The following is a 16,823-nucleotide window of genomic DNA, read 5'->3' on the forward strand; positions in this document are numbered from 1 at the left end:
GAGTACTGGCCATGACAGCACGCGGAGAGAACCCGTGGGCAACGGCTTCCTGACGGATGCCCGGTGCGCGCGCTAGAGTCCCGCCCACAGGGACGTTACCGATGGGTAAGGGGTGCGTGGAATGCGGCTCGGCATCAACCTCGGCTACTGGGGCGCCGGCATGGACGGCGACAACCTCGCCGTCGCCCAGGAGGCGGACCGCCTCGGCTACGACGTCTGCTGGGCCGCCGAGGCCTACGGCTCCGACGCCCCCACGGTCCTCTCCTGGGTGGCGGCGAAGACCGAGCGGATCGACGTCGGTTCCGCGATCATGCAGATCCCGGCCCGTCAGCCGGCGATGACGGCGATGACGGCCGCCACCCTCGATTCGCTCAGTGGCGGTCGCTTCCGCCTCGGTCTGGGGGTCTCGGGGCCCCAGGTCTCCGAGGGCTGGTACGGCGTGAAGTTCGACAAGCCGCTCGCCCGGACCCGCGAGTACGTCGAGATCGTCCGCAAGGCGATGACCCGGGAGCGGCTCAGCTACGAGGGCGAGCACTGGACCCTGCCGCTCCCCGGCGGCCCCGGAAAGCCCATCAAGCTCACCGTCCACCCGCAGCGCGAGCACATCCCGCTCTACATCGCCGCCATCGGTCCCAAGAACCTGGAGCAGACCGGCGAGATCGCCGACGGCGCGCTGTTGATCTTCCCCTCCGCCGAGCACCTGGAGGAGACCGCGCTGCGCCACCTGCGCGCGGGCCGGGAGAAGGCCGGACTGACCATGGACGGCTTCGACGTCTGCCCGACCCTGCCGCTGGCCCTCGGCGAGGACGTCGACGCGCTCGCCGACGTCTTCCGCCCGTACACCGCGCTGTACGTCGGGGGCATGGGCAGCCGCAAGCAGAACTTCTACAACCAGCTCGCGCGGCGCATGGGGTACGAGAAGGAGGCCGCCGAGATCCAGGACAAGTACCTGGCCGGCGACAAGGCGGGGGCCGCTGCCGCGGTGCCCCAGTCCCTGATCGACCAGACGGCCCTGCTGGGGTCCGTCGAGCGGATCGCCGAGCGGATGACGGCCTACGCGGAGGCCGGTGTCACCACCCTCACGCTCGCACCGGCCGGCTTCACCCTCGACGAACGGCTGGCGGCCCTGCGCGCCGGAGTCGAGGCCGCGGAGCGGGCCGGGCTGGTCTGAGCACCGCCCCGCCGTCCCCGGCGGGCGCACCGCTGCACCACCCCGCAGCACGGACGGGCCGGGCGGATGCGTCCGGTGCGGGGGCGGCCCGCCGTCGTGCGGTGCACCGCCCCCGGCCTCGCGTGCCGGCCCACCGCGGGTCACGTGGCGCTCCTCGAAAAGCCTGCGGCCGTGGTGGGGGCTCGGGGGTCTTCCCCGCCACGGCCGTCATGCAGCACAACGCGCCGCCGGGCCTTCGGTTACGGCCCCGTTTGTCACTCCTTCGGCCGAGCGCCCGGGCGCTCGTGTTGCCCACCGCCCGGGAGCCCACTTGACTGACCTCCTCGGACGTACCGGAGTGTGGACGTCCGCTCGGAGGTGGCGGCGATGCTCACGGCCAAGGGGCTGTTCCAGGAAATCATCGACAACGACGAGTCCTTCCGGCTCTTCTGCTCCATCGCGGCGAGCGGCGAGTCCCAGGGCGGCTGGGAGAACGCCCGGATCGCGGCCCTCGTCGCACCCGGCATGCGCGCGCTCGCGCCCAAGATCACCCGGCACGGCGCCGACGAGGACAAGCACGGCCGGATCTTCAACGCCCTGATGAAGAAGCGCGGCCTCGAACCCGTTCCGGTGCCCCCCGACACCGACTACACGATGCTGCTGGAGCGGGGCGGCATCGGCCTGGCGCACGAGAAGCTCCGCGCCGACCGGCCGCTCACCGAGGAGGACGTCATCGTCTACCTCGCCCACAGCCGGGTCACCGAGCAGCGCGCCGCCGACCAGATGGACATGCTCGTCACGTACTTCGGGGACCACCCGGAACTGGGCAGGGCCATCCACATGATCGACGACGACGAGGCCAACCACCTCGCCTACTGCCACGAGGAACTGCTCGGGCTCGCCCGCCAGGGCCACGGCCGCCTCATCCAGCGGACCCTGCGGGAGTCGGCCCTCGCCGAGATCCGGGTCTACCGCGACGTCAGCCTCGCCGTCATGCGCCACATGGGCCGGATCCTGGGCTGGTCCAAGCCCAAGGCGCTCGCCCTCGCCGCGGGGATCCACGGCATGTACGTGTGGGAGCGGGCCGCGGGCTGGCACCGGATGGTCGACCTGAAGATGCCTGACCGCCGGAACGCCCTCGGCGGCGCCGGGGCCCCCGCCCCCGCCCTCTGAGGGCGGAACCCGGCGTCACATCCAGCCGCGCCGCTTGAACGCCCGGTACAGCGCGGCGACGATCCCCGCCATCAACACGATCACCACCGGGTACGAGCCGACCCAGTGCAACTCCGGCATGTGCGCGAAGTTCATTCCGTAGATCCCCGCGACCATCGTGGGGACCGCGGCCATGGCCGCCCAGGCGGAGATCTTCCGCATGTCGTCGTTCTGCCGCACCCCCATCTGCGCCAGATGGGCCGAGAGCACGTCGGAGAGGAGCCGGTCGAGCCCCTCCACCTGTTCGTTGGAACGCAACAGGTGGTCGTTGACGTCCCGGAAGAACGGCTGGGAACGTTCGTTCACGAACGGCACCGAACCGGCCGTCAGCCGGGCCATCGGTCCCGCCAGCGGACCGCTCGCCCGCCGGAACTCCAGCACCTGCCGCTTCGCCGTGTAGATCCGTTCCGCGGTGTTGGCAGGATTGCCCCCGCTGGGTGCGAAGACGTCCGCCTCCAGCTGCTCCAGGTCCACCTGGAGCTCGCCCGCCACGTCCAGGTAGTGGTCCACGATCGCGTCGCCCACCGCGTACAGCACCGCCGTGGGGCCGTGCTTCAGGACCTCCGGATCGGATTCCAGGCGTCGGCGCACCTCCGCCAGCGGCGCCCCCTCGCCGTGCCGGACCGTCACCACGAACGAGTCGCCCATGAACACCATCAGTTCGCCGGAGGAGACCCGGTCGCTCTGCGGCTCGTACACGATCGGCTTGAGCACGACGAAGAGCGAGTCGTCGTACACCTCCAGCTTGGGCCGCTGGTGGGCCTTCAAGGCGTCCTCGACGGCCAGCGGGTGCAGCGCGAACTCCGAGGCGACGTGGTCGAACTCCGCCGCGGAGGGTTCGTGCAGCCCGACCCAGAGGAAGGCGTCCCCCGTCGCCCGTGCCTCCGCCAGGGCGTGCGAGAGGTCGGCGGGGCCGTCCGTGCGGCGCCCGTCCCGGTAGATGGCAGAGTCCACGATCACGCGGCGCATTGTCCCCCGTACGGCAGCGCGCCGCACGCGTGCGGCGCTCTACGCTGGCGCCCATGGCCACGTTGATCCTCGTCCGGCACGGACGTTCCACCGCCAACACCTCCGGGGTCCTCGCCGGGCGCCTGCCCGGGATCGCGCTCGACGGGCGCGGCGCCGGGCAGGCCGCCGCGCTGCCCGGGCGCCTCGCGGACGTCCCGCTCGCCGCCGCCGTCACCAGCCCCCTCCAGCGCTGCCGGGAGACCTTGGGCCCGCTCCTCGACGCCCGCCCGGACCTTCCGCTCCACGTCGAGGAGCGGATCAGCGAGTGCGACTACGGAGACTGGTCCGGTCGCAAGCTGTCCGAACTCAACGGCGAGCCCCTGATGGAGGTCGTCCAGGCGCACGCCTCCGCCGCCGCCTTCCCGGGCGGCGAGTCCATGCGCGCCATGCAACACCGCGCCGTCGAGGCCGTGCGGGAGTGGAACGTCCGGATCGAGGCCGAGCACGGCGAGGACGCCACGTACCTCATGTGTTCCCACGGCGACATCGTGAAGGCGATCGTCGCCGATGCGCTCGGCCTCCACCTGGACCTCTTCCAACGCCTCCACGTCGACCCCTGCTCGGTCAGCGCGATTCGCTACACCCGGGTGCGCCCCTTCCTCCTCCGCCTCGGCGACACCGGGGACTTCGCCGGTTTCGCGCCACGCGAGCACCCCGATGGCAGGGGGACGGCCGAGGTCGGTGGCGGTGCGGGCGCACCGTGATCCCTTTGCGCAGTAGGGTGGACGCGCCGTTGTCGTACGACCGTCGAGACCCAAGGGAGCCGGGAACGTGTCCCGTCAGGTGTACCTCTACGACCCACCGGAGCGTTTCGTGGCCGGCACGGTCGGGCTGCCTGGCCGCCGTACGTTCTTCCTCCAGGCGTCCGCCGGCGGCCGGGTCACCAGCGTCGCCCTGGAGAAGGCGCAGGTCGCGGCCTTGGCCGAGCGCATGGACGAGCTCCTCGACGAGGTGGTCCGCCGTACCGGGGGCAATGCGCCCGTGCCGGCCGTCGCGCCCGCCGAGATCGCGGACACCGCACCGCTCGACGCGCCGGTCGAGGAGGAGTTCCGGGTCGGCACCATGGCCCTCGCCTGGGACGGCGAGGAACAGCGCATGATCGTCGAGGCGCAGGCGCTCGTCGAGCTCGACGTGGACTCCGAGGAGGACCTCGCCGAGGCCGAGGAGCGGCTGCTCCAGGACGAGGAGAACGGCCCGCCGATGCTCCGCGTCCGGCTCACCGGAGCCCAGGCGCGTTCCTTCGCCAAGCGTGCCCTGGACGTCGTCAACGCGGGCCGGCCGCCGTGCCCGCTGTGCAGCCTGCCGCTCGACCCCGAGGGGCACGTCTGTCCCCGCCAGAACGGATACCGCCGCGGAGCATGAGCAGCAGCCCTTCGACCCCGTCGGACGCCGAACTGCTCCTCCACGGTGAGCTGACCGTGCGCGGTCGGGTCCGCGAGGCGTCCAACGCCGTGCTCTACTGCTCCCTCGCCCACGAGGGTCGTGAGGCCGCCTGCGTCTACAAGCCGGTCGCGGGAGAACAGCCGCTCTGGGACTTCCCCGACGGCACCCTCGCCCAGCGCGAGGTCGCCGCGTACGAGGTCTCCGAGGCCACCGGCTGGGGCCTGGTCCCGCCGACCGTGCTCCGCGACGGCCCGTACGGACCGGGCATGGTCCAGTTGTGGATCGAGGCGGACCCCGAGGCCCCCCTGCTCGCCCTCACGGACGAGGACGAGCCCGGTGACGGGTGGCGGGCGGTCGGACCCGCCGAGGTCGGCGAGGGGCGCACGGCGCTCCTCGTCCACGCCGACACCCCCGGGCTCCGGAGGCTCGCCGTCCTGGACGCCGTGATCAACAACGGTGACCGCAAGGGCGGCCACCTGCTCCCCGTGTCCGGCGGGGGTCTGTACGGCATCGACCACGGGGTCAGCTTCCACGTCGACGACAAGCTGCGGACCCTGTTGTGGGGCTGGGCGGGTGAGGAACTGACCGCGGAGGCCCTGGACGTCCTCGACGGGCTCCACCGTTCGCTGGCGCCCGGGGAACCGCTCCTCACCCGTCTGGCCGAGCTGCTGACCGGCGCCGAGGTGGACGCGCTGCGGGCCCGTGTGGGGGCGCTGAGGGCGGGCGGACGGCATCCGGAGCCGTCGGGGCACTGGCCCCCGATCCCGTGGCCTCCGGTGTGAGATCCCGCTCACGCCCGCAGCCGTGCGTTTTCGGTCGGCTGTCCGGCCGAGCCGTTCACCCCTGGGGGTATGCACGGACACGGCCTTCCCGCAAGGGCGCCTAATCGGTCAAGATCCCGGATCCGGTTCGTATCCGGAACACCTGTCCGGTTACGCTCGGCTCATGCATGCCTGGCCCGCTTCTGAGGTCCCCGCCCTTCCCGGCAAGGGCCGCGACCTCCGGATCCACGACACCGCGACCGGCGGACGAGTGACCCTCGCCCCCGGCCCCGTCGCCCGCATCTACGTCTGCGGCATCACGCCGTACGACGCGACCCACATGGGTCACGCGGCGACCTACAACGCGTTCGACCTCGTGCAGCGCGTGTGGCTCGACACCAAGCGGCAGGTCCACTACGTCCAGAACGTGACGGACGTCGACGACCCGCTCCTGGAGCGCGCGATCCGTGACGGCATCGACTGGGTCGGCCTCGCCGAGCGCGAGACCGCCCTCTTCCGCGAGGACATGACCGCCCTGCGGATGCTTCCCCCGCAGCACTACATCGGTGCGGTCGAGGCCATACCCGGCATCGTCCCCCTCGTCGAGCGCCTCCGGGATTCCGGAGCCGCCTACGAGCTCGACGGCGACGTCTACTTCTCCGTCGAGGCGGACCCGCACTTCGGACGGGTCTCGAACTACGACACCGCACTGATGCGCCACCTCTCCGCGGAGCGGGGCGGCGACCCGGACCGTCCCGGCAAGAAGAACCCGCTCGACCCGATGCTCTGGACGGCCGCGCGCGAGGGCGAGCCGAGCTGGGACGGCGCCAGCCTCGGCCCCGGCCGACCCGGCTGGCACATCGAGTGCGTCGCCATCGCCCTCGACCACCTGGGCATGGGCTTCGACGTCCAGGGCGGCGGCTCGGACCTGATCTTCCCGCACCACGAGATGGGCGCCTCCCACGCCCAGACCCTCACGGGCGAGTACCCGATGGCCAAGGCGTACGTCCACGCCGGCATGGTCGCGCTCAACGGCGAGAAGATGTCGAAGTCCAAGGGCAACCTGGTCTTCGTCTCCGCGCTGCGCCGCGAAGGCGTCGACCCGGCCGCCATCCGGCTCGCGCTGCTCTCCCACCACTACCGAGCCGACTGGGAGTGGACCGACCAGGTCCTCCAGGACGCGGTGGAGCGGCTGGGGCGCTGGCGCGCGGCCGTCTCGCGCCCCGACGGACCGCCCGCCGACGGGCTCGTCGAGGAACTCCGCGAGGCACTCGCCGACGACCTGGACGCCCCCGCCGCACTGGCCGCCGTCGACCGCTGGGTCGCGCTCCAAGCGGCCGGGGGAGGTGCGGACGAGTCCGCGCCCGGTCTCGTTTCGCGGGCCGCCGACGCGCTCCTCGGCGTTGCCCTGTAGCGAGCGGTCGGGAACAACTTCCTTCTGCGCAACCGCCCTTGGACTTCAAGACGAAGTCCGGGGGCGGTTCCTTTTTGTCCTGTCGCAATGCTCGAAACTGCGCTAAAGAAGCCTCATGCAATCATCAATGCGCATGAGAGCTGCAGTTGCCGGTGCACTGCTCGGGTTGCTCGCCGCCTTCGCGGGACCCGGTGGCAGTGCCACGGCAGAGCCCGTCGACAACCCGGACACCACGGTCGGAGAAGTCACCGGCTTCGCCGCCGACGGGGCCGTCTACCGGCTGACCGCCGGCCGTACCGAGGCCCGCGTCTCCTTCGTCACCGCCGATGCCTTCCGCATCGAACTCGCCCCCGACGGCACGTTCACCGACCCCACCGGCACCGACATCACGCTGCCCCAGGGGCCGCCGCCGACCACCCACTGGCGCGACCTCGGCGACCGTTACGAACTCGGCACCGCCGAAGTGACCCTCCGCGTCACCAAGTCACCGCTGCGCTTCGCGGCCCTGCGCGCCGACGGCACCCCGCTCTGGAACGAGACCCGGGGCCTCAGCTGGAACCGGGACCGCACCGTCCAGACCCTCGCCCGCGCCGCCGACGAGCAGTTCTACGGCGCCGGCATGCAGAACGGCCGCGGCAACACCTCCCACCGCGGCAAGACCGTCGAGGTCGGCGTCGACTACGACTGGAACGACGGCGGCCACCCCAACTCCGTCCCCTTCTACCTCTCCTCCGCCGGCTACGGCGTCTACCGCAACACCTACGCCCCCAACACCTACGCCTTCACCGAGCCCGTCACCACCAGCGCCGAGGAACGACGCTTCGACGCCTACTACTTCACCAGCAGCGGACGCGACGCCCTCAAGGACGTCATCGGCCAGTACACCCGGCTCACCGGCAAGCCCTTCATGCCCCCCGTGTACGGCCTGGAGATCGGCGACGCCGATTGCTACCTCCACAACGCCAACCGCGGCGAGCGCCGCACCCTCGACGCCCTTGAGGTCGCCGACGGCTACGTCGCCCACGACATGCCCAACGGCTGGATGCTCGTCAACGACGGCTACGGCTGCGGCTACGAGGACCTCGCGGAGACCTCTGCGGGCCTCGGCGAGCGGAACATGAAGCTCGGACTGTGGACCGAGGACGGCATCGCCCGCCTCGGCGAGCAGGTCAGGGCCGGCCAGCGGGTCGCCAAACTCGACGTCGCCTGGGTCGGCGAGGGCTACAAGTTCGCCCTCGACGGCTGCAAGGACGCCCACGCCGGCATCGAGGCCAACAGCGACGCCCGCGGCTTCACCTGGGCTCCCGAGAGCTGGTCGGGAGCACAGCGCTGCGGCGTCCAGTGGTCCGGCGACCAGTCCGGAAGCTGGGAGTACATCCGCTGGCAGATACCCACCTACGCGGGCGCCTCCATGTCCGGACTCGCCTACACCACCGGTGACGTGGACGGCATCTTCGGAGGCAGCGCCAAGACCTACACCCGCGACCTCCAGTGGAAGACCTTCCTGCCGGTCACGATGACCATGGACGGCTGGGCCGCCAACGACAAGCAGCCCTTCCGGTACGGCGAGCCCTACACCAGCATCAACCGCGCCTCCCTCAAGCTCCACGAGGCCCTGCTGCCCTACATCTACAGCCATGCCCACCGGGCCACCGAGACCGGCATCGGCCTCGCCCGGCCCCTCGCCCTGGAGTACCCGGACGACCCGAAGGCCGCGACCGACGCGGCGAAGTACGAGTTCCTCAGCGGTGAGGACTTCCTCGTCGCCCCCGTCTACCGGGACGCCGTCGAGCGCGACGGCATCTACCTCCCGGAGGGCACCTGGATCGACTACTGGAGCGGGCGCACCTACCGGGGCCCCGTCACCGTCGACGGCTACGGAGCCCCGCTGGACACCCTGCCCCTCTTCGTCCGGGCCGGGGCGGTCGTCCCCCTGTGGCCGGGGTCCATCCGGTCCCACCAGGACCGCGCCGCCGGTGACCCCATCGCCTGGGACGTCTACCCGGAGGGGAACTCCTCCTTCGAGCTGTACGAGGACGACGGCGTCACCCGCGAGCACCGCACCGGCCGGTACGCCGTTCAGCGGGCCGACGTCAGCGCACCGGAATCCGGCCCGGGCGACGTCAGCATCCGCATCGGCGCGAGCGTCGGCACGTACACCGGCAAGCCGGCCGCCCGACCGTACGCCTTCACCGTCCACACCGGCGACGCCCCCCGCGCCGTCCGGCTCGACGGCGCCAAGCTGCCGGCCCTCACCTCCCGCGCCGCCTTCGACGCCGCGGACCGGGGCTGGTGGTACGACCGCGACGAGCGCGGGGGAGTGGTCCGCGTGAAGACCGCCGCCCTGTCCACCGACCGCGGCTTCGCACTGCGCCTGACCGACACCAGCGCCGTCGGCGGTGCCGTCCCCGGTGCCTCCGCCGTCCTCGCCGTCCCCAGCGGTCAGGAGCTCGGCGCCGGCACCCCCGGCACCGTCGCGGTGGACGTCACCGCCGGCACCCGGGACGCCACCGACGTGCGGGTGTCGCTGGATGCTCCGGCCGGCTGGCGGGTCACCCCGCCGGCGGCCCTCGCCCGCGTCCGGGCCGGCACCACCAGCCGGGTCGAGGTCGCCGTCACCCCGGCGGCGGGCGCGGAGCCCGGCGAGGCCACCCTCACGGCCACCGCCCGCCACCGTGCGGCGGGCGTCGACCGCACGTCCGCCCAGAGGTTCGCCGTCGGTGTGATGCCCCCGGCACCGACGAGCGACGCCTGGGCCAGCGACCTCGTGTGGCTCCGCGCCACCAACGGCTGGGGACCGCCCGAGCGCGACCGCTCCAACGGCGAGTCGGGCGCCGCCGACGGCCACGTCCTCACCCTGGCCGGGAAGACCTACGAGAAGGGCATCGGCGCCCACGCCGACTCCGACGTCGAGGTCTACCTCGGCGGCCGGTGCACCGCGTTCACCGCCGACGTCGGCATCGACGACGAGATCGACGGCTACGGGGACGTGGCCTTCTCCGTCGAGGCGGACGGCCGGGTCCTGTGGACCTCGCCCCGGCTCACCGGTGCCTCCGCGACGCTGCCGGTGGACGTCGACGTGACCGGCGCCCGGCACGTCAGGCTCCGCATCACGGACACCGACGGGTCCAAGAGCGGAGACCACGGCGACTGGGCGGCGGCCCGGTTCCGCTGCACCTGATCCTTCTGTTCCCGGGGCCGAACGCGTGCGGGAGGGGTGGTCGCACCACCCCTCCCGCACGCCTACTCCTCTTCGGAGCCGTTCCCGTCCCCGCCGTCCTCCTCCGCGGGACCGGACGGCTCCGCACCCGGGACCGCTTCCGGGCCCGGCTGGTCCGGTTTCGGCGGACGGGTCCGGCCACCCCCGGAGTCCCGCAGGAAGTCGCCGCCCTCCGTGGCCACCCCCGGACCGGGCCCCGGACCCGAGCCGGGCTCGCGCCGCCGCAGGTAACGCTCGAACTCACGGGCGATGGCCTCGCCCGAGGCCTCCGGCAGCTCCGCCGTGTCCCGGGCCTCCTCCAAGGTCTGCACGTACTCGGCGACCTCGCTGTCCTCGGCCGCCAACTGGTCCACGCCCAGCTGCCAGGCCCGCGCGTCCTCGGGCAGCTCGCCCAGCGGGATGCGCAGTCCGATCAGGTCCTCCAGGCGGTTGAGGAGCGCCAGCGTCGCCTTGGGGTTCGGCGGCTGCGACACGTAGTGCGGCACCGCGGCCCACAGGCTCACGGCCGGAACCCCCGCGTGCGTGCACGCCTCCTGGAGGATGCCCACGATGCCCGTCGGCCCTTCGTACCGGGTCTCCTCCAGGTCCATCGTGCGGGCCAGGTCCGGATCGGAGGTGACCCCGCTGACCGGGACCGGTCGGGTGTGCGGGGTGTCACCGAGCAGCGCGCCCAGGATCACCACCATCTCCACGCCCAGTTCGTGGGCGAAGGCGAGCAGTTCGTTGCAGAAGGAGCGCCAGCGCATCGACGGCTCGATCCCGCGCACGAGCACCAGGTCACGCGGCTTCTCGCCGCCGACCCGGACCACGGAGAGCCTGGTCGTCGGCCAGGTGATCTTCCGGACGCCGTTGTCCAGGAAGACCGTGGGCCGGTTCACCTGGAAGTCGTAGTAGTCCTCGGCGTCCAGTGCCGCGAACACCTCGCCCTTCCATTCCCGATCCAGATGGGCGACCGCGGTGGAGGCGGCGTCGCCGGCGTCGTTCCAGCCCTCGAACGCAGCCACCATGACCGGGTCGATCAGCTCGGGTACCCCCTCGAGCTCGATCACCCAGCGCCTCCTTTTCGAAGTTCCTGTCGTACGGCCCCACCTTACGGCTTTCCGGTGGTCCGCCCGCAGCCTCCGGACACCACCGAAAACCCGTGCGGCCTTGATCGACTACCCAGGAACTCCCCCTCGCACACGGTGCACCCGCACCTCGGGCCGCTTTCCGTCCGTTGCTCCCGGCGCACGCGGACGGCCGGGAGCGCCCGCGCCCCGACGCCCGGTGCCCGTCCGTCGGGCGCCATGCGGACGGGGCGGTCCCCCGAAGGGAAACCGCCCCGAACCGTCGCCGTCCGTACGGGAGTTACTTGCGCAGCATGGACTCGACCTCGGCGCGGATCTCGTCCGTCGCGAGGCCGCGGATGGTCAGGGTCGTACGGCGGCGCAGCACGTCGTCCGCTGTCTCGGCCCACTCGTGGTCACGGGCGTAGGCGACCTGCGCCCAGATCTCCGGTGCGTCCGGGTGGATCCGCCGGGCGAGCTCCGGGTCCTCGTTCGCCATCCGGGCGATGTCGAAGGAGAGGGAGCCGTAGTGCGTGGCCAGGTGCTTGGCGGTGTCGGCGGCCATCCGCGGGCCGGGCGCCGGACCGTCGACGAGCAGGCGGTGGGCGACCGCGTTCGGGTTGGCGATGCCGGGCAGCGGCAGCCGCTTCGGCAGCGCGGAGACCGGCTCGTAGTCCTCGCCGAGCGGGCGGCCGGGAAGGGACTCCAGCTTCTTCATCACCGTGCGCCCGATGTGACGGAAGGTCGTCCACTTGCCGCCGGCCACGGACAGCATGCCCCCGCGGCCCTCGGTGACGACCGTCTCGCGCTTGGCCTTGGAGGTGTCGCCGGGGCCGCCCGGGAGCACCCGGAGGCCGGCGAAGGAGTACGTGATCAGATCGCGCGACAGCTGCTGGTCGCGGATGGAGAAGGCCGCCTCGTCCAGGATCTGGGCGGTGTCCTGCTCGGTCACCTCGACCTGGCCGGGGTCGCCCTCGTACTCCTCGTCGGTGGTGCCCAGGAGCAGCATGTCCTCCCAGGGGAGGGCGAAGGTGATGCGGTACTTGTCGATCGGGGTGGCCAGGGCGGCCTTCCAGGGGGAGGTGCGCTTCAGGACCAGGTGCGCGCCCTTGGAGAGGCGGATGGAGGGGGCCGCGTTCGGGTCCTCCATCGTGCGCAGGTGGTCGACCCACGGGCCGGTGGCGTTGAGCACGAGGCGGGCGTTCACCCCGAACTCGTCCCCCGTGGTGCGGTCCTTGAGCTCCGCGCCGGTGACCCGGCCCCGGGTGAAGCGCAGTCCCGTGACCTCGGCGTGGTTGAGGACGGTGGCGCCGGCGTCGACGGCGGCACGGACCGTCATCAGCGCCATGCGGGCGTCGTTCATCTGGTCGTCGCCGTAGACCGCGACGGCCTTGAGGTTGTCGGTGCGCAGCTCCGGCACGTCCTGCGCGGCCTTGGCGGGGGAGAGCAGGTGCCCGACGCCGTCGCCGAACGCCGAGAGCGCGCTGTAGGCGAAGACGCCGGCACCGAGCTTGGCCGCGCCGTGCGGGCCGCCCTTGTAGACGGGCAGGTAGAAGGTCAGGGGGTTGGCGAGGTGCGGTGCCACCTGACGGGAGACCGCACGCCGCTCGAAGTGGTTCTCCGCCACCAGCTTCACCGCGCCGGTCTGCAGGTAGCGCAGGCCGCCGTGGAGCAGCTTGGAGGAGGCGGAGGAGGTGGCGCCGGCGAAGTCGCCGGCGTCCACCAGGGCCACCCGCAGGCCCGACTGCGCGGCGTGCCAGGCGGTGGAGATGCCCAGGATGCCGCCGCCGATCACCAGGAGGTCGTACGTCGCCTTGGAAAGCTGTTCCCGGGTCGCGGCACGGCTCGGCAGGGAACCGGCAGCCGGGTGCGTCCCCAGGGCAGGGACGCTCTGCAGGGTGGTCATCTCGATTTACTCCTCGTCCTCGATCCAGCCCATGGTCCGCTCGACGGCCTTGAGCCAGCTCTTGTACTCGCTGTCACGCTTGTCGGCGTCCATGCGAGGGGTCCATTCCGCGGCCCGGCGCCAGTTGGCGCGCAGGGCGTTGGTGTCCGGCCAGAAGCCGACGGCCAGGCCGGCGGCGTAGGCGGCGCCGAGGCAGGTGGTCTCGGCGACCATCGGACGCACGACGGGCGCGTCCAGGAAGTCCGAGAGGGTCTGCATCAGCAGGTTGTTGGAGGTCATGCCGCCGTCGACCTTGAGCGCGGTCAGTTCGACGCCGGAGTCCTTCGTCATCGCGTCGGTGATCTCGCGGGTCTGCCAGGCGGTCGCCTCCAGGACGGCACGGGCGATGTGGGCCTTGGTGACGTACCGGGTGAGGCCGGCGATGACACCGCGGGCGTCGGAGCGCCAGTAGGGGGCGAACAGGCCGGAGAAGGCCGGCACGAAGTAGGCGCCGCCGTTGTCCTCGACGGAGGAGGCGAGGGTCTCGATCTCGGCGGCGGACTTGATCAGGCCCATCTGGTCGCGCATCCACTGCACCAGCGAGCCGGTGACGGCGATCGACCCCTCCAGGGCGTAGACCGGCTTGGCGTCGCCGATCTGGTAGCCGACCGTGGTCAGCAGGCCGCTGTAGGAGTTGATGATCTTGTCACCGGTGTTCATCAGCATGAAGGTGCCGGTGCCGTACGTGGACTTGGCCTCGCCCTCGGCGAAGCAGGTCTGGCCGAACAGGGCGGCCTGCTGGTCGCCGAGCGCGGAGGCGACCGGGACGCCGTCGAGGACGCCGCCCTTGACCGTGCCGTACACCTCGGCGGAGGAGCGGATCTCGGGCAGGACGGCTGCCGGGATCTCCATCGACGCGAGGATGCGCTCGTCCCACGCCATGTCGTGGAGGTTCATCAGCAGGGTGCGGGACGCATTGGTGACGTCGGTGACGTGCACGCCGCCGGTCACGCCGCCGGTCAGGTTCCAGATGACCCAGGAGTCCATGGTGCCGAAGAGGATGTCGCCGCGCTCGGCCCGCTCGCGCAGGCCCTCGACGTTGTCGAGCAGCCAGCGGACCTTCGGACCGGAGAAGTAGCTCGCGAGCGGCAGACCGGTCTCGCGGCGGAAGCGGTCCTGGCCGACGTTGCGGCCGAGCTCACGGCAGAGGGCGTCGGTGCGGGTGTCCTGCCAGACGAGGGCGTTGTGGACGGGCTCGCCGGTGTTCTTGTCCCACATCAGCGTCGTCTCGCGCTGGTTGGTGATGCCGATGGCCTTGACGTCGGCGGCGGTGATCTCCGCCTTCTCCAGGGCGCCGGCGACCACCTCCTGGACGTTGGTCCAGATCTCGGCGGCGTCGTGCTCGACCCAGCCAGGCTTCGGGAAGATCTGCTCGTGCTCCTTCTGGTCGACGGAGACGATCCGGCCGTCCTTGTCGAAGACGATGCAGCGCGAGGAGGTGGTGCCCTGGTCGATGGCCGCGATGAAGGGGCCGGAGGTGTGTGCGTCGGTCACGGTGTGCTCCAAGGGAAGTCTGGAAGAAGGACGTCTCAGGCGAACGCGATGTTGTAGATACCCGCGGCGAGGGCGCCACCGATCAGCGGACCGGCGACCGGAATCCAGGCGTAGCTCCAGTCGGAGCCGCCCTTGTTCGGCAGCGGGAGCAGGGCGTGCACGATGCGCGGACCGAGGTCACGGGCCGGGTTGATGGCGTAACCGGTCGGACCGCCGAGCGAGAGACCGATGGAGACCACGACGAAGGCGGTGATGAGGGCGCCGATGACGCCGAGGCCCTTGCCGCTGTCGTTCAGGCCCTGGGTGAGCACGGCGAGGACCAGCACGACGGTGCCGATGATCTCGGTGGTCAGGTTCTGCCAGGTGTTGCGGATCTCGGGACCGGTGGAGAAGATGCCGAGCACCGGGCCGGGGCCCTCGATCGGCTTCTCGCCGACGGTCTCCGGGTCCGTGAGGTGGGCCTGGAACTGGCCGTAGTAGGCCAACCAGACCAGCGCCGCGCCGATCATTGCGCCGAGCATCTGGCCGGCGATGTAGACGGGGACGTTGCTCCAGTCCCCGTCCTTGACCGCGATGCCGACCGTGACGGCGGGGTTCAGATGGGCGCCCGAGAGGGAAGCCGTCATGTAGACGGCCGTCATGACGGCGAAGCCCCACCCGAAGGTGATCGCGAGCCAGCCCGCGTTGCGGGCCTTGGAGCTCTTGAGCGTGACGGCGGCGCACACACCGCCGCCGAGCAGAATGAGAACGGCGGTACCGATGGTCTCGCCGAGGAAGATGTCGGAGCTGGACACCCGCGACTCCTTTGTCCTTCGTCCAGGGGAAGGCGAACCCCGGGTCCCTCCGGTGGTCCGCGCCCTCGTGTGAGGGCGTTGCCGGCCCTTGGCACTGCCACACTCTAGCGTGTATTGCCGTTTAGTGTTCGACAATGCCGACCGGTGAACGGAAGTTTTGCCCCCGGGTTAACAGCGCGTCAAGGGTCTGGGGAACGAAAAACCCGCCGATAACGCGATCGTTACCAGCGGGTTTGGGCCCGTGGGGCAGGGGTCAGAAGCGTCCCGCCCCCAGGTCCCGGGAGACCGCGCGGGCGCAGTCGCGCACGGCCGCCACCAGCTCCGGGCGCAGCTCCCCCTCCGGGCAGAGCCGCTCCACGGCGCCGGTGACCGCCACCGCACCCACCGGCATCCGCCGTCGGTCGTGGATCGGGGCCGCCACGGAGGCGACGCCCTCCCAGGTCTCTTCCACGTCCGCCGCCCACCCCCGGGTCCGCGTCAGGTCGAGCAGTGACTCGAAGGAGTCGAGCTCCGTGGTCGTGCGGGGGGTGAACGCCTTCCGCTCGACCTCCACCACCTCGCTGTGCGCCACCGGGTCGTACGCCGACAGGACCTTGCCGAGCGCCGTGGAGTGCAGCGGCTGCATGGCCCCCACTTCGAGCACCTGGCGACTGTCGTCCGGTCGGAAGACGTGGTGCACGATCAGCACCCCCCGCTGGTGCAGCACCCCCAGGTGGACGCTCTCCCCGCTGGAGCGCGCCAGGTCGTCCGTCCACACCAGTGCGCGCGCCCGGAGCTCGTGCACGTCCAGGTAGCTGTTGCCGAGCCGCAGCAGCTCCGCGCCCAGCTGGTAGCGACCCGAGGCGGCGTCCTGCTCCACGAAGCCCTCGGCCTGGAGGGTGCGCAGGATGCCGTGGGCCGTCCCCTTGGCCAGTCCGAGCGAGGACGCGATGTCGGATAGGCCCAGTCGCCGCTCGCCGCCCGCGAGCAGTCGCAGCATGGCCGCTGCTCTTTCAAGCGACTGGATGTTCTTCGCCATCGCCCGGCCCCTCACCCTTCTCACGTTGTTCGACAATGCTGAACACTATCGGTCGATGCCGACCTAGCGTCACACCACTCAGTGTCGGCCAAGAAGGGGCAGGACCGGGAGTCCTCGCACACAGGATGCCGTCCGGCTCGTGGGACGCCTTGTCCGCCCCGGCCGCTACACGGTTACGCTGACCCCGTGCACCCTCCACCGGGGGTGCAAAGCCGACAGCCGTCGCATCCCAGGGAGCTCATCCATGGCCTCGTTGCCGACCCCTTCCGCTGACAGCCGGATCCGTGTTGCCGCTCTTCGTGAGGCGCTCGCTCGTCGAGTGGTCGTTGCGGATGGAGCGATGGGCACGATGTTGCAGGCTCAGGATCCCAGTCTTGA

13 protein-coding genes are annotated in these 16,823 nt (G+C 71.4%); 7 read left to right on the forward strand and 6 right to left on the reverse strand.

Annotated elements, in window-relative coordinates:
- Positions 1 to 121 precede the first annotated feature (121 nt).
- Both ACFW22_RS31920 and ACFW22_RS31925 read left to right on the forward strand, forming a co-directional pair.
- Complete coding sequence (locus ACFW22_RS31920) at positions 122 to 1,171, forward strand: LLM class F420-dependent oxidoreductase (RefSeq protein ID WP_386411456.1); 1,050 nt, start codon at positions 122 to 124, stop codon at positions 1,169 to 1,171.
- A gap of 366 nt (positions 1,172 to 1,537) precedes the next feature.
- Positions 1,538 to 2,323: a ferritin-like domain-containing protein gene (locus ACFW22_RS31925; protein WP_386411458.1), complete on the forward strand. Its 786-nt coding sequence runs from the start codon at positions 1,538 to 1,540 to the stop codon at positions 2,321 to 2,323.
- A 15-nt stretch (positions 2,324 to 2,338) separates the two neighbouring features.
- Here the strand turns inward: ACFW22_RS31925 and ACFW22_RS31930 are convergent, their stop codons facing one another.
- Positions 2,339 to 3,331: a magnesium and cobalt transport protein CorA gene (locus ACFW22_RS31930; RefSeq protein WP_386411460.1), complete on the reverse strand. Its 993-nt coding sequence runs from the start codon at positions 3,329 to 3,331 to the stop codon at positions 2,339 to 2,341.
- A gap of 53 nt (positions 3,332 to 3,384) precedes the next feature.
- Here ACFW22_RS31930 and ACFW22_RS31935 point away from each other — a divergent pair, with 53 nt between their 5' ends.
- From ACFW22_RS31935 to ACFW22_RS31955, 5 genes are all read left to right on the forward strand, one after another.
- A complete protein-coding gene (locus ACFW22_RS31935) occupies positions 3,385 to 4,074 on the forward strand; it encodes a histidine phosphatase family protein (RefSeq protein WP_386411462.1) in 690 nt (229 codons plus the stop codon).
- A 67-nt stretch (positions 4,075 to 4,141) separates the two neighbouring features.
- Positions 4,142 to 4,732, forward strand: a complete 591-nt coding sequence (locus tag ACFW22_RS31940; protein WP_386411464.1) for a DUF3090 domain-containing protein — start codon at positions 4,142 to 4,144, stop codon at positions 4,730 to 4,732.
- Positions 4,729 to 5,535, forward strand: a complete 807-nt coding sequence (locus ACFW22_RS31945) for an SCO1664 family protein (RefSeq protein WP_386411466.1) — start codon at positions 4,729 to 4,731, stop codon at positions 5,533 to 5,535. The genes ACFW22_RS31940 and ACFW22_RS31945 overlap by 4 nt, the downstream gene beginning before the upstream one ends.
- Before the next feature lie 163 nt (positions 5,536 to 5,698).
- Positions 5,699 to 6,928, forward strand: coding sequence for a cysteine--1-D-myo-inosityl 2-amino-2-deoxy-alpha-D-glucopyranoside ligase (gene mshC, locus ACFW22_RS31950; protein ID WP_386411468.1), 1,230 nt, complete (start codon positions 5,699 to 5,701; stop codon positions 6,926 to 6,928).
- A gap of 115 nt (positions 6,929 to 7,043) precedes the next feature.
- On the forward strand, positions 7,044 to 10,109 hold the full coding sequence (locus tag ACFW22_RS31955; protein WP_386411470.1) for an NPCBM/NEW2 domain-containing protein: 3,066 nt from the start codon (positions 7,044 to 7,046) through the stop codon (positions 10,107 to 10,109).
- A 62-nt stretch (positions 10,110 to 10,171) separates the two neighbouring features.
- Here ACFW22_RS31955 and ACFW22_RS31960 read toward each other — a convergent pair whose 3' ends face one another.
- The 5 genes from ACFW22_RS31960 to ACFW22_RS31980 form a co-directional block, all read right to left on the reverse strand.
- Entirely contained in the window at positions 10,172 to 11,197 is a 1,026-nt protein-coding gene (locus ACFW22_RS31960) for a PAC2 family protein (protein ID WP_386411472.1), read from the reverse strand.
- A gap of 298 nt (positions 11,198 to 11,495) precedes the next feature.
- Complete coding sequence (locus ACFW22_RS31965) at positions 11,496 to 13,100, reverse strand: FAD-dependent oxidoreductase (RefSeq protein WP_386411474.1); 1,605 nt, start codon at positions 13,098 to 13,100, stop codon at positions 11,496 to 11,498.
- A 6-nt stretch (positions 13,101 to 13,106) separates the two neighbouring features.
- Positions 13,107 to 14,633: a glycerol kinase GlpK gene (gene glpK / locus ACFW22_RS31970; RefSeq protein ID WP_386411476.1), complete on the reverse strand. Its 1,527-nt coding sequence runs from the start codon at positions 14,631 to 14,633 to the stop codon at positions 13,107 to 13,109.
- A gap of 35 nt (positions 14,634 to 14,668) precedes the next feature.
- Complete coding sequence (locus ACFW22_RS31975; RefSeq protein WP_386411478.1) at positions 14,669 to 15,427, reverse strand: MIP/aquaporin family protein; 759 nt, start codon at positions 15,425 to 15,427, stop codon at positions 14,669 to 14,671.
- Between the two features lie 253 nt (positions 15,428 to 15,680).
- Complete coding sequence (locus ACFW22_RS31980; protein ID WP_386411481.1) at positions 15,681 to 16,445, reverse strand: IclR family transcriptional regulator; 765 nt, start codon at positions 16,443 to 16,445, stop codon at positions 15,681 to 15,683.
- Between the last annotated feature and the right edge of the window lie 378 nt (positions 16,446 to 16,823).

The sequence above is a fragment of the Streptomyces sp. NPDC058872 genome (genome assembly GCF_042743065.1).
In the GTDB taxonomy this organism is placed as follows: domain Bacteria; phylum Actinomycetota; class Actinomycetes; order Streptomycetales; family Streptomycetaceae; genus Streptomyces.